Below are 16,296 nucleotides of genomic sequence, written 5' to 3'. Positions count from 1 at the left end.
TCGAGAGTACAGGATGCCCGTATTAAATAGTGTCGGCACCCCTCCCCGATTCGACCCGATCCCGCGCGGTTCCGACGCGGAGCCGCCCCGAACCGGCCGATCACTCGTCCGTGGTCGACTCCCGGTCGAACAGCCGACCGACGAGCGGCGTCGACTCCAGCGCGATCCGCCGCACCGCCCGCCTCGCGGCGTCGGCCTCCGCGCGGCTCACCTCCCCGGCGTAGGCCGCCCGCTCGTAGGTCTCCCCGACCGCGTGGACCCGGTCGTCGACGCCGCGCGCGCGGAGCGCCTCGAGGTACGCCCGCGGCGTCTCGCCCACCCGACGCTCGCGGTACCGCCGCGAGAGGATCCGCTCGAGGTCGGCGAAGGCGCGCTCCGCGTCCGCGCGCGGCGTCCGCGACCGACCCGGCAGCCGGACCCGCGCCGCGTGGTAGGCCCTGTCGGTCGCGCCGACGTGGCGCGCGCCCGCGGTCGCGACGATCGCGACGAGGAGCCAGTACCCGAGGACCTCCCGCGAGGGCAGCGAGGGGCCGCCGTCGCCGGTCGGCGCGGAGCTGAAGGTGCTCCGCTCGGGGCGCAGTTCCTCCGGTACGGAGTCGTTCGCGGTCGAGTTCGCCCCGTCGAACGCCGTCGATCCGTTCCCGTCGTCCGTCCCGTTCCCGGTCGCGTTCGCTTCCGGGAACCGGTTCGGCTCCTCCTGGATGCCGGGAGAGATCTCGAAGCCGGACTGGTTGGTGTCGATCCCCTCGACGCCGTCCGAGCGGGCCTCCGCGAGCCTGATCGAGCGGGCCAGGTCGCGGTCCGCGCCCGGCGTCGGGTCGAACGCGACCCACCCGTGTCCCGGGAAGTACACCGACACCCACGTGTGGGCGTTCTGTCCCCGGACGACGTACTCGTCCTCGGCCACCTGCTGGCCGCTGGAGTAGCCGGTCTCGAGCCGCGCGGGCACGCCCTGTGAGCGCAACATCGCGACCATCGTCGTCGCGAAGTAGGTGCAGTAGCCGGCCGTCATTTCGAAGAGGAACGCGTCCGCGATGTCTCCTTCGGGCCGGTCTATCGTCAGCGAGTAGTCGTACTCCTCGATCAGGTACGACTCGATCGCGGCCGCCTGGTCGTATGGATTGTCGGCGTCCGCGTCCGCGATGACCTCCGCGGTCCGCTCGCCGACCCTGTCGGGCGTGCTCTCGGGGAGCTGGGTGTACCGCTCCACGATCGCCGGGTCGTAGTCGGTGCCCGCGTTCCGGAGCTCGGCCGGCGAGGCGTCGAGGACCTGGCTCTCGACGGCGACCTGATCGCCCTCGAGTATCGGTCCGCCGGGGTGGATCGTCCCGCGCTCGTCGACCTGGGCCGCCTCTCCGACGACCCCGCCGACGGCGACGGCCTGCCACGGCGCGGGGATCGTCTCCAGGTCGGTCTCGGCCGTGAACGTCGACTCGACTCTCCGGGTCTCCCCCGGCGGCCCCGAGAGCGGCCCGTCGAGCGGGCGCTCCTCGCCCGACCGGACCCACCCGTCGCCGGTGTAGGTGTCGTACGACGCCACGTGCCAGTTCCGATCGACCGGGCTCTCCATCGTGAACCGCACCTGCGGCGAGAGCCGCGTCGTCCCCACGATCTCGAGTTCGTCGCCGCCGACGACGCTGGACTCGAGCTCCGGCGCGCCGCGGTCGACCGCCCACGGCTGGGCCGCGCCCGCCGGCAACACGGTCACCGTCGCGCTCGCGAGCACCATCACCGCGAGCACCGTCGCGAGGGTCCCGCCGTGGCTCCGGAGCCCCCCGGGGATCGACACGGTCGAGAGCCCGACCGCGAGCGCGACGCCGACGACGCCCGCGAGCGTCACCGCGTCGCCAGCGTCCCCGGTGAGCACGAAGAACCCGAGGGTCCCGCCGGCAACCGTGGCGGCGGCGACGTGACGGCCCCGTCCGGCGAGGTACGCCACGAGGAACGTCGGGACGGGCGCGATCACGAGCACCCACACGTCGACCGACACGAGCCGGAGCACGGAGAGCCCGGTCAGGAGCGAGACGACGTCGAGGGCGACGGCCCCGAGCGTCCCGATCGCGACCCGGCTTCCGGGGATCGTGAGGTAGTACCCGACCAGCCCGACGACGAAGAGGGCAGCCGTCAGCCGAACCGCGCTCCGCGGGGAGACGGAGCGGGCGAGCGCGGCTCCGCAGACGGCGGCGACCGCGACGACCGCGAGCAGCCTCGGAGTTCCGCCGACCACGTTCGTGACCGCGGCGAACGCGCTCACGTACGCGAGGGCGGCGACGATGACCCCGAGCGCGGCGGGCTCTGTGAGGCCGGCGGGAACCACGCCGAACGGGCCGCCGTCGCGGGGACTCGCCGAGGCTTCGGACGGGCGGTCCGTCATCCGCCGACCCCGCCGCGTCCGGCCACTTTCCCGCGGCTTCGATCGGCCCGGTCCCCCTGCTCCGTCCGGTCACCCCGGCGGGTTCGTTCCCCGGAGCCCGCGCCGCTCGAGGCGCTCGCTCCGGCCGCCTCCATCTCCGAGAACCGGACCGTTCGGTCCTCGGTCCGGATCCGGGCGTCCTCGCGCTCGGCGACGATCCGGACGTCCGTCTCCCGGCCGTCGTCGATCGATCCCGGCCCGGTGCGTGCGGCGAGTTCGAGGAGCTCGCGCCGTCCCCGGGGGCCGGGCTCGGCGGCGACCTCCCCGGCCGGCAGCCGCACGTCGACGGGCACGCCGTCGTCGAGGAGCGAGAGCGCGAGGCTCGCCGTCGCCGTCGCGAGCACGTCGGCCGCGGCGGCGTCGGCCGAGTAGCGCGTTTCGCCCGCGATCGACACCCGGCGGTGGTCCGTCTCGGCGGCGAACTCCTTGACGACGATCTCGTCGTGTTTGGCCGTCGCCGGCCAGTGGACGTCCCGGAGCGAGTCGCCGCGAGCGTACTCGCGGAGCCGGTCGAACTCCTCGCGCTGGCGGCTGGCCCCGAGCGTCTCGTCCGCGTACAGCCCCCGCCGGAACCACGCGGGGATCGCGCGGACCGCGGGGTAGACGACGATCCGGTCGTGCTCGTCGACGACCAGACGCCGCTCGAAGAGCCCGAACACGTCGGTCGCGGACGCCTCTATCGGCCCGAGCCGCCGTTCTCCCCGCTCGAGAAGCCGGAGGCGGTACGTCGCCGGCTCCGATCCCACGGCGGTTCGCACCGCCCCGGCGGACGCGTACTCGGCGACCAGCCCGTCCTCGAGGCGGTCGCGGACGGCCGCGACGAACGGGCGGTCGACGGGCGTGCCCGGCGCGCCGCCGTCGAAGTCGACGCGGACCTCGCGCTCCTCGCCGACGAACCCGTCGACGAGCCCCGACCGGCGGGCCCCCGGCGCCTCCAGCCGCGACACCTGGACGTAGCCGGCCGCGAGCGCGACGACGCCGGGGAGGACGACGGCGTTGAGCGACCGTCCGCCGACCGCGACGGCCATGGCCGCGCCGGCGAGACAGACCGCGAGGACGACCCGACCGCGACGGGTGAGCGAGGCGTCGAACATCCCCTCACTCCACCGGGACGCGGTCGAGCGCCTCCGCGACGACGTCGTCGCCGCCGGCGGCGCCCGCGTCGGTTCGGATCCGGTGGGCGAGCACCGTCGGGGCCTCCGTCTGGACGTCGTCGGGGATCACGTAGCCGCGGCCGTCGAGGACGGCCCTGACCTGTGCGGTCCGCAACAGCGCGAGGCTCCCGCGCGGGCTGACGCCGAGCGCCGCGTTCCGGCGCGTGTACTCCGCGAGCCGGGCGACGTAGTTCCGGACCGGCTCCCTGACCGCGACGTCCGCGACGGTCGCGCGCGCCCGTCGGACGTCCTCGAGGGTCGCGACCGGCTCGATCGAGCCGATCGGGTGGTCGCCGACGGTCCGGTCGAGGATCGCCGCCTCGGACTCGACGTCGGGGTAGCCGAGCCGGATCTTCTTCGTGAAGCGGTCGACCTCCGCGACCGGCAGCTCGTAGGTGCGCCCCGGCTCCACGTCGTTCTGGGTCGCGATCACACAGAACGGGTCCGGCAGCGTCCGCGTGACGCCGTCGGTCGTCACCTGGTTCTCCTCCATCGCCTCGAGCAGCGCCGACTGGGTCTTCGGCGGGGCGCGGTTGATCTCGTCGCCGAGCACGACGTTCGCGAACACCGGCCCCGGCCGGAAGTCGAACTCGTCGGTGCGCTGGTTGAAGACGTTGACCCCGGTGACGTCGGAGGGGAGGAGGTCCGGCGTGAACTGGACCCGCTTGAAGGAGGCGTCGACGGAGCGGGCGACCGCCTTCGCGAGCGTGGTCTTGCCGACGCCGGGGACGTCCTCGACGAGCAGGTGTCCCCGGGCGAGCAGCGTGACGAGGACGTGTTCGACCGCGTCGCGTTTCCCGACGATCACGGACTCGACGTTCTCGACGAGCCGGTCCACCAGGTCGGCCGCGGCGTCGACGTCCAGGGCGGGTCGATCGGCGAGGTCCGGGTTCGGATCCCCCGGGCCGACCGCGCCGTCGCCGGCCGGCGACGCGCCGTCGGCGTCGATCGCGTCCTCACCGGCAGCCGTGGAGTCGTCGACGCCGGTCGCGTCTGGCGAGTCGTTCATCGGTTTCCGGCGTCCCCCGCGGTCGCGACGACGCTCGATCCCCGGCCGTAATGAACCATGTGAACACGACGCATGATATGTCTCGTACACGATCCTAAGGGTAGGAACGGCATAGGCGTTCCGCCGCGGTCGGCTCGGCCGATCGGACTACCGTCTCCGGACGTTCCGACCGATCGGCTCGCCGAACTCCTCCGCGCCGGTGATCGGATCCCGCTCGTACACCGGCTCGCCGCGGACGACGGTCATCTCGGGGAACACGCCGCGGGAGCCCTCGAAGGGCGTCCAGCCGCACTTCGAGTGGAGCGCGCCCGCCTCGATCTCCCGCGGGTTCGAGAGGTCGACGAGGACGAGGTCGGCGTCCGCGCCCTCCGCGATCCGCCCCTTCCGATCGAGCCCGAAGATCGACGCCGGGTTGGCGGCGACCACGTCGCGGACGCGCTCGAGCGACAGCTCGCCGGTCCGGACCGACTCCAGGAGGAGGGGATACATCGTCTCGACGCCCGGGACCCCGCTCGGCGCGTCCGCGAGCCCGGTTCGCTTCTCGTCGACGGCGTGGGGCGCGTGGTCGGTGGCGACCACGTCGACGTCGCCGTCGCGGAGCCGCTCGAAGACTCCCGCCCGGCGCTTTTCCGAGCGGAGCGGCGGGTTCATCCGGCCGAACGTGCCGAGGCGACCGGCGTTCTCCCGCGAGAGGAAGAGGTGGTGCGGGGTGACCTCGCAGGTGGCGTTCGCGTCCCCGTCGGCGGCCGCCCGAACCGCGTCGATCCCCTCCGGCGTCGAGGTGTGTGCGACGTGGATCCGCCCGCCGGCGTCCGCGCCGACCTCCAGGGCGCGCTCGACGGCCGCCGCCTCCGCCGCCGCGGTGCGGTAGGCCGACCACGGGTCCGCGTTCGCGGCGGTTCCGACCCCGCCGAGGTCGCCGTCGAGCGCCGACTCGTCGAACAGGGTCGCGTCCTCGGCGTGGACCGTCACCGGGACGTCGCGGTCGGCGGCGGCCGCGACCGCCTCGGCGAACAGGTCGGCGTCGATCCCCATCTCGCCCGTCGAGTCCGCGAGGAACACCTCGCCGAGCGCGAACAGCGGCCGGTCGAGCAGCGCGTCCGGGTCCCACTCGGGGGTGACGCCGCCGTTGATCCCGTAGTCGACGTGCGAGGCGGCCGCGAGGTCCGCCTTCGCGTCGAAGGCGTCGCCGTCGACGGTCGGCGGCGAGGTGTTCGGCTGGTCGACGACGGTCGTGACGCCGCCAGCGGCCGCGCTCTTCGACCCCGTCTCCCACGTCTCCTTGTGGCTCCCGCCGGGCTCCCGGAAGTGGACGTGGACGTCGATCGCGCCGGGCAGGAGGTGTCGCCCGCGGCCGTCGACGACGCGCTCGCCGGCGACCGGGTCGAGGCCCTCCTCGACCGCGACGACCGTCCCGTCTCGGACCCGGACGTCCCGGACCCGCCCGTCGGCCAGTTCCGCACCCGTGATGAGCATGCCTACGCGCTCGCGTCGCGCCGGTTAAACGGTGGTGATCCGGATCCCGCCGACCACAAAGCGTTTCTCCCGCGAGGGAGCCGTTCGGACATGGCGATCCCCTCCCTCGTCGACGGCGCGGTCGGGTGGCTCTGGACGATCGTACTGTTCGCGCTTCCCGGGCTCGCCGCCGCGCTCGTTTGGTCCCCGTTCCTGATCGCGGCGCGGTTCCGGGCGCTGATGCGCGCGCTGCCGCCCCGCGGACGGCTCGTCCCCTCGTACGTCGGCGTCGCGCTCGCGCTCTCCGTCCCGTACCTCGCCGGCGTCCTGCTCACCGTGACGCTCGTCGACACCGCGGGAACGGGGTGGAGCGACGGCTTCCTCAAGACCGCGCTCGCCGGGGGCGGGGTCGTCGCCGTCGGCGGACCGGCCGTCGCCGCGGCCGGACTGCCCCGGCTGGGCGTCGACTGGGACCCGACCGGCTACGGCGTCTCCACGTGGGCGCTGCTCGTCGCGGCCGGCCTGTGGTACGCGGTCGTCGCCGCGATCCCACTCGTCGCGCTCGCCGTCGGGACGGCGCTGCCCGGCGGGTACTGAGCGAACGGCCGCCTCGGGATCCGCGCGATCCGATGTCGATCTCGCCGTCGTACGTCGATCTCGCCATCGTAACGCTTTCGTGATACGCGCGGCGAACGCCCCGACATGCTCCCCGCACCCTTCCGGCTGTTCTTCGTCGCCGTCCCCCTCCTCGTGGCCGCGGGCGCGCTGGCGATGGCGGCGTTCCCCCGACGGATGACCGCGTGGCGGACGCGCTCGCCCGACGGGTCGACGCGGCGGATCGAACCGAGCGACGCGCGGGTCCTGCTGACGCGCGTGATGGGCGTCGTCGTCGCCGGCCTCGCGCTGCTCACGGTGGTTGCGAACTTCGCGTTCCTCCCCTGACGGTCACGCCGCGCTACGCCGTCCGGTGTCGACGCTCCGATACGGTTTTGGGGCGGCCCGCGGAACGGCCGGTAAATGCTGTCCCGACAGTTCGTCCGGGAGAACCCCGAGACCGTCCGCGAGGCGCTCGAGAACAAGGGCGTCGACGTGGACCTCGACCGGATACTCGACGTCGACGAGGAGTGGCGCGAACTCAAGCGGCGCGGGGACGACCTGCGCCACGAGCGCAACGAGGTCTCCTCGCGGATCGGCGACCTCAAGGCCGACGGCGAGGAGGCGGCGGCCCAGGAGGCGATCGAGCGCTCACAGGAGCTCAAATCCGAGCTTCAGGGGATCGAGGAGCGCGCCGAGGAGCTGGAGGCGGAGCTGGAGGCGTCGCTTCTGGAGCTCCCGCAGATCCCCCACGAGTCGGTGCCGGTCGGCGCGGACGAGTCCGAGAACGAGGAGGTTCGCCGCGAGGGGTTCGACGACCGCCGCGGGCTCCCCGAGACGGTCGAGCCGCACTACGACCTGGGCGAGCGGCTGGAGATCCTCGACTTCGAGCGCGGCGCGAAGGTCGCCGGCGGCGGCTTCTACGTCGCGAAGGGCGACGGCGCGCGCTTGGAGCACGCGCTGATCCAGTTCATGCTCGACGTCCACCGCGAGCAGGGGTACGAGGACGTCTTCCCGCCGATCCCGGTCAACTCCGCGTCGATGCGGGGCACCGGCCAGCTCCCGAAGTTCACCGAGGACGCCTACCGCGTCGAGGGGACGAACGAGGACGCCTACGACGACGAGGACCTCTGGCTGCTCCCGACCGCGGAGGTCCCCGTCACGAACCTCCACCGCGAGGAGATCCTGCTCGGCGAGGACCTCCCGCTCAAGTACCAGGCGTACACGCCGAACTTCCGGCAGGAGGCGGGCGAACACGGCACGGAGACCCGCGGGATCGTCCGCGTCCACCAGTTCAACAAGGTGGAGATGGTGAACTTCGTGCGGCCGGAGGAGAGCTACGACCGCTTCGAGGGGCTCGTCGACGAGGCCGAGGAGGTGCTCCGCCGGCTCGAGTTGCCCTACCGCGTCCTCGAGATGTGTACCGGCGACCTCGGGTTCACGCAGGCGAAGAAGTACGACCTCGAGGTGTGGGCACCCGCCGACGACATGGACGAGGGGCCCGAGGAGGGCGGCCGCTGGCTCGAGGTCTCCTCCGTCTCCAACTTCGAGGACTTCCAGGCCCGCAGAGCCGGGATCCGCTACCGCGAGGAGCACCACGAGTCCGCGGAGTTCCTCCACACGCTCAACGGCTCCGGGCTCGCGGTCCCGCGGATCGTCGTCGCGATCCTGGAGTACTACCAGAACGACGACGGCACGGTGACCGTCCCCGAGGCGCTGCGGCCGTACATGGGCGGCACGGAGGTCATCGAGGGCCACGACCCGGTGGGCGAGAGCAAGCTCGGCGACGGGTAGCGCGGTTCAGGCGTCGTCGGGACCGCCGGCGTCGAGATCGAAGGAGAGCCGGACGGCCTCGCCCGCCTCGAGGTCGCCGGCGTCGGCGACGTCGTCGCCGGCGGCGAACCCCTCGTGGAGGTGCTCGTAGCTCCGGTCGACCGCCTCGACGATGACCTTGGTGTCGCCGACGACCGGCATGAAGTTGGTGTCGCCGTTCCACCGCGGGACGACGTGGGTGTGGAGGTGCTCGACCGAGCCGCCGGCCGCCCCGCCGCCGAGGTTGAGCCCGGTGTTGAACCCGTCCGGGTCGATCGCGGTTCGCGCGGCCGAAAGCGTCGCGGCCTTCAGCCGGGCGTGATCGAGCATCGTCTCGTCGTCGAGGTCGGTCCAGTCGCGGACGTGCGCGTCCGGGATCACCATCGCGTGCCCGGGGTTGTACGGGGCGTTGTTCAACAGGACGTAGTTGCGGTCGCTGCGCGCGACGACGCGGGCCTCGCGGGCGTTCTCGCGCTCCGGCAGGACGCAGAAGGGACAGCCGTCGATGGGGTCCGCGTCGCGTTCGACCCACTCGATCCGCCACGGCGCGTAGATCCGATCCATGCCGGACCGTCGCGCCGCGGGCGTTTCAAGGGCGGCGATCGGGGCGTGTCTCCTCCGGCACCGTCGACCTCACGAGACGGCTACGAGTTCACCGACTCGAGATACGTCGTGACGACCATCCGTCCCTTTCGAGTCAGCGTCGCTCCCGCCTCGCCGTCGACGACGAGCCCCGACTCCCGGAGCGAGTCGAGGATCATCGACGTACGAGTGGCGTCGCCGGTGACGACCTGCGAGACCGACGCCTCGCCGCCGGCGGTGTAGATGGCCACGAGGACCTCCAGTTCGTCCTCGGTCGGGTCGAGCTCCTCCACTTCGGTCCGCACCTCCTCGTACTCGAGCCTGATGTACCGCCCGAGCACGTTGAGCGTCCGCTCGTCGGGCACCGTGACGATCGAGGTGACGGTCCGGTCCTCCGGGACGTGTCGGAAGACGAGCGCGGGGCGGCGCTTCCCGGCGAGCGTCCGGCTCGTCCGGTCGTAGTCGATCACCGTCGAGAGGTCCACCGAGAACGGCTCGCCGCTCCCGACGAACCCGATCGATCCGGGCGACGGCGACACGCTCGCCTTCCGATCGGTCGCGTCCGTGACCCGGCCGCCGACCTTCGCCGGATGCCTGACGGTCACCGTCACGTTCCGCAACAGCGCCTTGAACAGCAGTCGGGTGAACCGCTCCATGTCGTCCGGCTCGCCCTCGACGAGCGCCGTCGACCGCGCTCCGACGCGCTCGTACGCGACGGTCACGCTGTCGCTGAAAAAGGACTTGAGCTCTCCCGGGACGGTCCCGACGACCACGTCGAACACCCGCGAGAGCGGGATCGTCGTCCGCGCGTCCGCCGTCGCGAGCACGAGCCGGCGCTGGCTCAACAGCACCCGCCCGCGAACCGGATCGTCGCTTTCCACGTCGGGCGCGTGTACCCGCCCGACGAAATCGGCCACCACCGACTCCTCCATCGACCGCGATTGGAGGACGGCCGCCTTTAGCCTTGCCCGTACGCTCTCAGAACTGATAGCCGTCGATCGGTCCGGTTCGGGCGGCTCTCGGGCTCCGCGTTCCGGCGTTCCGGCGGGCGGATCGACGGGTCGCGCGTTGCCGGATTACGGCAGGAACAGCAAAGCCTAATGAGGTGGGGGTTGAACTCACGGCTGATGCCCACTGTAGAATACCTCAACTACGAAGTGCTCGACGACCACGGTTGGTCGATGGACGACGACGACCTCTTCGCGGAGGCCGCCGACGCCGGCCTCGACGAGGAGGACTACGGAACCCTCGAGGTCAACCAGGGCGAGTACATCCTCGAAGCGGCCGAGGCGCAGGGCTACGACTGGCCCTTCTCCTGTCGCGCCGGCGCGTGTGCGAACTGCGCGTCCATCGTCAAGGAGGGCGAGATCGAGATGGACATGCAACAGATCCTCTCCGACGAGGAGGTCGAAGAGAAGAACGTCCGGCTGACCTGTATCGGCAGCCCGGCCGCCGACGAGGTCAAGATCGTCTACAACGCGAAACACCTCGACTACCTCCAGAACCGCGTCATCTAACGTCGGCGTCGCCCCCGTGTGACCCACGCGGGTCGACCCGATCGCGCAGAAACTCCCCGTCACGGCGGCGGCGTCCCCCCGCATCTCTTCGGGCCGCCCCGTCTCGACCCGCCGGTCCGATCGTCCGGGATCGGCGGGCGAGCACTTCCGCTACTCGATGAACGCTCGAACCGCGTCCTCGAGGATCTCCCTCGCGATCCCGGCGTCGTCGAGGTCGATCGACTCGTCGACCGTGTGCGCCTGATCGAGGTCGCCGGGCCCCCACGTCACCGCCGGAACCGCAGCGTCGTTGACGAAGTTCCGGGCGTCGGTGGCGGCCTCGATCCCCCACGGCTCGTCGACGCCGCCGTCCGCCCCGACCGCCGCCACCGAGCGGTCACGGAGCCCGGTCGCCAGCGGGTGGTCGACCGGGATCGACGAGGAGGCGTACGTCTGGATCCGCGTCCACGTCGTCTCGACGCCGCGTTCCTCCCGGACGCGCTCGAGTAACGCCTCGATCTCGGCGTCGACCGCGTCCGGGTCCTCGCCGGGGAGCACCCGCCTGTCCAAGACGAGTTCGGCGCGGTCCGGGATCACCGCGAGGTTCGACTCCGTGCCGGCCTCGATCTCGGTCACCGTCGCGAACGCGCCGCCACACAGCGAGCCCTCGCGCTCGCGGAGGTCGGCGTCGTACTCGTCTATCGCGTCGAGCAGCGGCCGCGCCTCGTCGATCGCGTTCGTCCCGGCGTCGGGCTGGCTCGCGTGCGTCGCCACGCCCTCGACGGCGATCCGGTAGACTGAGAGCCCCTTGGTGCTCGTCGCGACGCGGAAGTCGGTGGGCTCGAGCACGATCCCGTAGTCGCCGTCGAACCCGCGCTCGAGGAGGGTCCGAGTGCCGGGGTCGGCGGTCTCCTCGCCCATGGCCGCGTGGACGACGACGGAGCCCGACAGCTCGCCCGTCCGGATCTCGGGGGCCAGGTCGCGGGCGACGAGCATCGCGAGCGCGACCCCGGTCTTCATGTCGGCGCTTCCTCGGCCGTAGAGCCGGCCGTCCTCGATGGTGCCCCCGTAGGGATCGACCGTCCACGTCTCGGGATCGCCCGCGGGGACCACGTCGAGGTGGCCGTTCAACACGACCGTCGGCCCGCCCTCACCCACGCGGGCACCGACCTGCGGCCGGTCCGGATCCGGCTCCTCGAGCAGCGTCGCGTCGATGCCCTCCTCTCGGAACCAGTCGTACACGAACTCGGCGGCCGGCCCCTCGTTTCCGGGCGGGTTCTCCGTCGGGATACACACGAGGTCGCGGGCGAGTTCCTCGAGTTCCGCGGAGCGCCCCGAGGTCGAACCCTCACTCACGGGTCATCACCCGCGGGGACGCCGCGGATCGGTCCGACGACGGCGAGCGGTCGGTGCTCGAGCGCGTCGGGGAGGATCGATCGTCGTCGCCGCGGGTCGGTGGATCGCGTGCGGTCATCGTCCACCACTCGCGAGCGACGGTCGATAAAGCTCTCGGGCGGCGCGTCCCGGATCGGGTCGATCGAGCCGGAGTTCCGGACCCTCCGCGCGGGAGTTCGGGGTCCTCCGCGCCGGTGCGTTCCGACTCACGGGGCTACGGTTCGGTTCCGATCGCGACCTCGGCCCGATCGATCGCGCGCTCGATCCGCGTCTCGAGCGCCGCCGCGTCGGCGTCGTCGTACTCGCGCACCCTCCCGCTCGCGAGGAGTTCGATGGCCTCCTCGAGCGACGAGACGGCGGCCGCGAGGCGGTCGTTCGCCGCCTCCCCGTCGCCGCGCTCCGCGGTCCGTACCGCCGCCGCGGCCTCCTCGCGGGCGCGCGACAGCCGATCGAGCACCGCGTCGCTGCCGTCGTTCGTGTCGCTGCCGTCGTTCGCGTCGCCGTCGCCGTTCGTGTCGCTGCCGGCGGCCGTCTCCCCGTCGGAATCGCCGTCCGGACCCTCCCGAAGCGACCGCGCCAGGTCGATCAGATCCGCGAGTTCGTCGCGAAGCGTCCTCGAGAGCGACGCCTTACCGGTTTCGACCCGATCGCGGACCGTCTCCGTCCCGTCGCCGAACGTCTCCGGGGTCACCCGGTATGCGCCCGGACGGCCCTCGGCGTCGACGACCTCGACGGTGTAGCGCCCCTCCCGGTGGACCGCCACGGCGAACCGGTCCGTCTCGGTCGGCTCCCCGTCGTAGACGACGCCCGCGTAGTCCTCGGTCACGCGAACGCGGGCGATCCCGCCGGAGTCGCGGCCGTCGCCGCGGATCCATCCCGCGTCCTCGGCCGGGATCACGGTGAGATCGCCGTCCGCGCCGGCCCGGTACGTGCCGCCGTCGTGGACGAACCGCTGGGCGACGGGGGCGAACCCCGGTCCGTCGACGACGAGGAGGTGCTCGCCCGGTTCGACGCCGAGGTACCCGAAGACCCCCTCGCGGGTGACGGTCGCGGTCGGGTCCTCGCTCGCCAGCCGGACGGCGACCTCGACGGGCAGCGCGTGCCGCGAGACGGCGATCGCGTCGCCGAGCGCGTCGCGTACGTCGTCGTCGACCCCGACGAGCTCCCCGCCCGAACCGGCGGCGAGGGAGCGAACCCGGCCGACGACCCGGTTCGAGAGCCCCGACGGCGACTCGCCGTCGATCCGGCGTCGATGCGCGGGGTCGGTGACGTCGGCGAGGGGGTCGGCGTATCGGGGCTGTTCCCACGGGATCCCCACGGACGTGATGTGACTCGCGAACCGGTCCTCGGCGAACCCCGGGATCGCGAACTCGAAGCTCAGTTGCGGGCCGACGAAGTCCGCGATCGCTCCGGGGAGCGATCCCATCGGTTCGAGCGCGTACGTCGCGTCCGCCGGCGTGTCGCTGTCGGAACGCGTCATCACGAGCCCCGGCTCCCGCAGCGGCAGGTCATCGGGAGGGGTCGGCAGTCCGCGCCAGCCGGCGACGGTCACCCGCTCGTCGACGAAGTCGTCCCGCTCGACCGACAGCGACGGGTGGTCGTAAAGCGGGTAGCCGTCGAGCTCCGGCATGACGAACGGGAGCCTGGCCCCCTCGCCTCGGGGGAGTCCGTACGCGAACGGGGCCGTCAGGTCCCCGGCGACCCCCAACAGGTCGTTCGTCACGTCCGACCGCCAGTTCTCGCCCGGCAGCCGCTCGAAGCTCGGTCGAACCTCGTTGAGTTCGCTGGCGCTCGAGTGCGAGCCGACCTCCGAGAGGATCCCCGGCCGCCGGCCGTCCGCGAGGTCGGGCTCGAGGAACTCGTTGTTCGGGGTTCCGCGCGCGTGGGCGCTCGCCGACAGCAACAGCGGGTCGCCCGTCTCGCGGTCGAGGAACACCTGAAGCAGCTCCCAGTCGTGCCAGTGGAAGTTCACCGTGAACTGGTCGAAGACGGAGTAGAACCAGTACTGGACCGCGTCGACGCCGTCGGCCGCCTCGACGACCCGGTAGAACACCGTCGGCGTCGGCGGCGACCCGGTCTCGCGGAACTCCCGCGAGTACTCCTCGAGCGCGCGGAAGCCGTCGACGACCGGCCCGTCGGCGGAGTCGACGACGTACGCGCGCGGGTCGGTGGGGAACCACTTCTCGAGGGCTCCGAAGTAGAGGTCGGGGGCGTACCGCTCGACGACCGCGGGGATCGCCTCGGGCGGCTCCTCCGCCTCCGCGTTCTCTCCGTCTCCATCGTCTCCGTCGTCCCCCTCCCCGTCGTCACCGCCCGGCGGTTCCGAGGGCGCGGGGTCCGGGTCCGCCGGTTCGTCCCGCCCGAGAAGCGACCACGCGCCGGCGACGCCGCCCGTCCCGACCGCCGCGAGCCCCGCGTAGCCCAACAGGCGGCGTCGTCGCTCGTCGAGGAGGCCGTCGTCGTCTGTGTTCGTCTCGTCTGACACGTACGCGTCTCACGACCCTACGCGGCGTCGGTATAACTACCTTCCTGCGGATCGGCGGACGACCGCACACCCGGGGAGCGGACGGGTCGATCGTTTAAGTGGATGCGTGCGGAGACGGGTAGACATGCGTGTTTCTCGCTCGAACGGTGACGCGACGCGGAGGCGGCGATGGTAGACCTCGTCGTCTCCGGGTCCCGTCTCCTGCTCGCGCTGGTGTTGGTCGTCCTGAACGGCTTCTTCGTCGCCTCGGAGTTCGCGTTCGTCCGGATCCGTTCGACGTCGGTCGATCAGCTCGTCGAGGAGGGTCGCCCCGGCGCGGACACGCTCGAGGAGGTGATGGCGAACCTCGACAACTACCTCGCGGTGACGCAGCTCGGGATCACGCTCGCCTCGCTCGGCCTCGGGTGGGCCGGCGAGCCCGCCGTCGCCTCGCTCATCGAGCCCGTCCTGGCGTCGGTGCTCCCGGCGAACCTCATCCACCTCGTCGCGTTCGCGATCGGGTTCGGCCTCATCACGTTCCTCCACGTCGTCTTCGGCGAGCTCGCGCCGAAGACGATCGCCATCGCGCAGGCCGAACGGCTCTCCCTTTTCGTCGCGCCGCCGATGAAGCTCTGTTACCTGCTTTTTTACCCCGGGCTCGTCGTGTTCAACGGGACCGCGAACGCGTTCACCAGCCTGATCGGCATCCCGCCGGCCTCGGAGACCGACGAGACGCTCGACGAACGGGAGATCCGGCGGGTGTTGGCCCGAGCGGGGGAGGCTGGCCACGTCGCCGAGGCGGAGGTGGAGATGATAGAGCGCGTCTTCGAGACCGACGACACCGCGGTCACGACGGTCATGGTTCCCGGCCCCGACGTGGTGAGCGTCCCGACGGACGCGACCGTCCCGGAGCTGCGGGAGACGGTGCGTGAAGCCGGTCACACGCGGTACCCGGTCGTCACCGCCGACGACGAGAGACGGGTCGTCGGCTTCCTCGACGTGAAGGACCTCCTCGAGGCGATCGGCCCCGACGAGGATGCCACGACCGCCGGCGACCTCGCTCGCGAGGTGCTCGTCGTCCCGGAGACGACGACGGTCGCGGAGCTGCTCGTGCGGTTCCAGGACGAGCGCCGACAGCTGGCGGTCGTGATCGACGAGTGGGGCGCGTTCGAGGGGCTCGTCACGATCGAGGACGCGGTCGAGACGATCGTCGGCGACCTCCGCGACGGGTTCGACATCCCCGGTCGGGAGCCCTCGATCCGACGGTCCGGCGACGACGGGTACGAGATCGACGGCGGCGTCCCGCTGTCGGCGGTCAACGACGCGCTCGGCGTCGACTTCGAGGGCGCGGGCTTCGAGACCCTCGGCGGGCTGGTGTTGGACCGGCTCGGCCGCCCGCCCGAGGTCGGCGACGTCGTCTCCGAGGGCACCTACGCGATCGAGGTGTCGGCGGTCGACGGCTCGCGCGTCTCGACGGTCCGGATCCGCAAGGAGGAGTCGTCGGACGGGGAGACGTAACGCCCCGCGATCGGTCGACTCGACGGCCGCGCGGGACGGTCCCACGCCCGATCGCGAGTCGTAACGGTTATCAGTCGAAACGGGGTACGTGAGAGTGCGTGTCCGGGTTAGGGTAGTGGACTATCCTTCAGCCTTGTGGAGGCTGAGACGCGGGTTCAATTCTCGCACCCGGACCTTCTGAGGAACGTAGTGACGAAGAAGGGCGGAAGGCGAGATCGAATCACGCGAGACGGGCGGAGCGAGTCTCGCCTCGGGTTCAATTCTCGCACCCGGACCTTCTGAGGAACGTAGTGACGAAGAAGGGCGGAAGGCGAGATCGAATCACGCGAGACGGGCGGAGCGAGTCTCGCCTCGGGTTCAATTCTCGCACCCGGACCTTTTCGCGACGACTACGACGATGAGAG

General features: G+C 71.9%; 13 protein-coding genes and 1 tRNA gene. 6 read left to right on the top strand and 8 right to left on the bottom strand.

The features are described 5' to 3' along the window. Positions 1-100: 100 nt before the first annotated feature. From AXA68_RS12450 to AXA68_RS12435, 4 genes are all read right to left on the bottom strand, one after another. Entirely contained in the window at positions 101-2,374 is a 2,274-nt protein-coding gene (locus AXA68_RS12450; RefSeq protein WP_080505253.1) for a transglutaminase TgpA family protein, read from the bottom strand. Then, positions 2,371-3,507 (bottom strand): DUF58 domain-containing protein, encoded by a 1,137-nt coding sequence (locus tag AXA68_RS12445; protein ID WP_066417300.1) that lies wholly within the window; start codon positions 3,505-3,507, stop codon positions 2,371-2,373. The genes AXA68_RS12450 and AXA68_RS12445 overlap by 4 nt, the downstream gene beginning before the upstream one ends. Positions 3,508-3,511: 4 nt before the next feature. Continuing rightward, entirely contained in the window at positions 3,512-4,576 is a 1,065-nt protein-coding gene (locus tag AXA68_RS12440) for an AAA family ATPase (protein WP_066417299.1), read from the bottom strand. Positions 4,577-4,723: 147 nt separating this feature from the next. After that, complete coding sequence (locus tag AXA68_RS12435; protein ID WP_066417298.1) at positions 4,724-6,052, bottom strand: dihydroorotase; 1,329 nt, start codon at positions 6,050-6,052, stop codon at positions 4,724-4,726. A gap of 90 nt (positions 6,053-6,142) precedes the next feature. Between AXA68_RS12435 and AXA68_RS12430 the strand changes: the two genes are divergently transcribed. The 3 genes from AXA68_RS12430 to serS all read left to right on the top strand — a co-directional run bounded on the left by AXA68_RS12430 (position 6,143) and on the right by serS (position 8,419). After that, entirely contained in the window at positions 6,143-6,628 is a 486-nt protein-coding gene (locus AXA68_RS12430; RefSeq protein WP_066418608.1) for a hypothetical protein, read from the top strand. 105 nt (positions 6,629-6,733) lie between these two features. Beyond that, positions 6,734-6,973 (top strand): hypothetical protein, encoded by a 240-nt coding sequence (locus AXA68_RS12425; RefSeq protein WP_066417296.1) that lies wholly within the window; start codon positions 6,734-6,736, stop codon positions 6,971-6,973. 75 nt (positions 6,974-7,048) lie between these two features. After that, a complete protein-coding gene (gene serS / locus AXA68_RS12420) occupies positions 7,049-8,419 on the top strand; it encodes a serine--tRNA ligase (RefSeq protein WP_066417295.1) in 1,371 nt (456 codons plus the stop codon). Between the two features lie 6 nt (positions 8,420-8,425). On the opposite strand, the gene AXA68_RS12415 is transcribed toward serS, so the two are convergent. Beyond that, a complete protein-coding gene (locus tag AXA68_RS12415; protein ID WP_066417293.1) occupies positions 8,426-9,001 on the bottom strand; it encodes an HIT family protein in 576 nt (191 codons plus the stop codon). A gap of 80 nt (positions 9,002-9,081) precedes the next feature. After that, positions 9,082-9,951: a CheF family chemotaxis protein gene (locus tag AXA68_RS12410; protein ID WP_066417292.1), complete on the bottom strand. Its 870-nt coding sequence runs from the start codon at positions 9,949-9,951 to the stop codon at positions 9,082-9,084. A 195-nt stretch (positions 9,952-10,146) separates the two neighbouring features. Here AXA68_RS12410 and fer point away from each other — a divergent pair, with 195 nt between their 5' ends. Next, entirely contained in the window at positions 10,147-10,536 is a 390-nt protein-coding gene (gene fer / locus AXA68_RS12405) for a ferredoxin Fer (protein WP_066417291.1), read from the top strand. A 150-nt stretch (positions 10,537-10,686) separates the two neighbouring features. On the opposite strand, the gene AXA68_RS12400 is transcribed toward fer, so the two are convergent. Together AXA68_RS12400 and AXA68_RS16830 are read right to left on the bottom strand one after the other, a co-directional pair. Next, positions 10,687-11,871: a M20 family metallopeptidase gene (locus AXA68_RS12400; RefSeq protein WP_066417290.1), complete on the bottom strand. Its 1,185-nt coding sequence runs from the start codon at positions 11,869-11,871 to the stop codon at positions 10,687-10,689. Between the two features lie 253 nt (positions 11,872-12,124). Further along, on the bottom strand, positions 12,125-14,395 hold the full coding sequence (locus AXA68_RS16830) for a hypothetical protein (protein ID WP_066417289.1): 2,271 nt from the start codon (positions 14,393-14,395) through the stop codon (positions 12,125-12,127). A 168-nt stretch (positions 14,396-14,563) separates the two neighbouring features. Here AXA68_RS16830 and AXA68_RS12390 point away from each other — a divergent pair, with 168 nt between their 5' ends. After that, positions 14,564-15,892: a hemolysin family protein gene (locus AXA68_RS12390; RefSeq protein ID WP_066417288.1), complete on the top strand. Its 1,329-nt coding sequence runs from the start codon at positions 14,564-14,566 to the stop codon at positions 15,890-15,892. A gap of 101 nt (positions 15,893-15,993) precedes the next feature. Further along, a tRNA-His gene (locus tag AXA68_RS12385) sits at positions 15,994-16,066 on the top strand. The last annotated feature ends 230 nt before the right edge of the window (positions 16,067-16,296 follow it).

Source organism: Halorubrum aethiopicum, from assembly GCF_001542905.1.
In the GTDB taxonomy this organism is placed as follows: Archaea; Halobacteriota; Halobacteria; order Halobacteriales; family Haloferacaceae; genus Halorubrum; species Halorubrum aethiopicum.
This window is presented reverse-complemented; position numbering and strand designations above follow the sequence as displayed.

Coding starts and splice junctions, on each gene's coding strand:
- AXA68_RS12410 (WP_066417292.1), bottom strand. CDS start 9,951: ATGGAGGAGTCGGTGGTGGCCGATTTCGTCGGGCGGGTACACGCGCCC.
- AXA68_RS12450 (WP_080505253.1), bottom strand. CDS start 2,374: ATGACGGACCGCCCGTCCGAAGCCTCGGCGAGTCCCCGCGACGGCGGC.
- AXA68_RS12390 (WP_066417288.1), top strand. CDS start 14,564: ATGGTAGACCTCGTCGTCTCCGGGTCCCGTCTCCTGCTCGCGCTGGTG.
- AXA68_RS12440 (WP_066417299.1), bottom strand. CDS start 4,576: ATGAACGACTCGCCAGACGCGACCGGCGTCGACGACTCCACGGCTGCC.
- serS (WP_066417295.1), top strand. CDS start 7,049: ATGCTGTCCCGACAGTTCGTCCGGGAGAACCCCGAGACCGTCCGCGAG.
- AXA68_RS12430 (WP_066418608.1), top strand. CDS start 6,143: ATGGCGATCCCCTCCCTCGTCGACGGCGCGGTCGGGTGGCTCTGGACG.
- AXA68_RS12415 (WP_066417293.1), bottom strand. CDS start 9,001: ATGGATCGGATCTACGCGCCGTGGCGGATCGAGTGGGTCGAACGCGAC.
- AXA68_RS12445 (WP_066417300.1), bottom strand. CDS start 3,507: ATGTTCGACGCCTCGCTCACCCGTCGCGGTCGGGTCGTCCTCGCGGTC.
- AXA68_RS12435 (WP_066417298.1), bottom strand. CDS start 6,052: ATGCTCATCACGGGTGCGGAACTGGCCGACGGGCGGGTCCGGGACGTC.
- fer (WP_066417291.1), top strand. CDS start 10,147: ATGCCCACTGTAGAATACCTCAACTACGAAGTGCTCGACGACCACGGT.
- AXA68_RS12425 (WP_066417296.1), top strand. CDS start 6,734: ATGCTCCCCGCACCCTTCCGGCTGTTCTTCGTCGCCGTCCCCCTCCTC.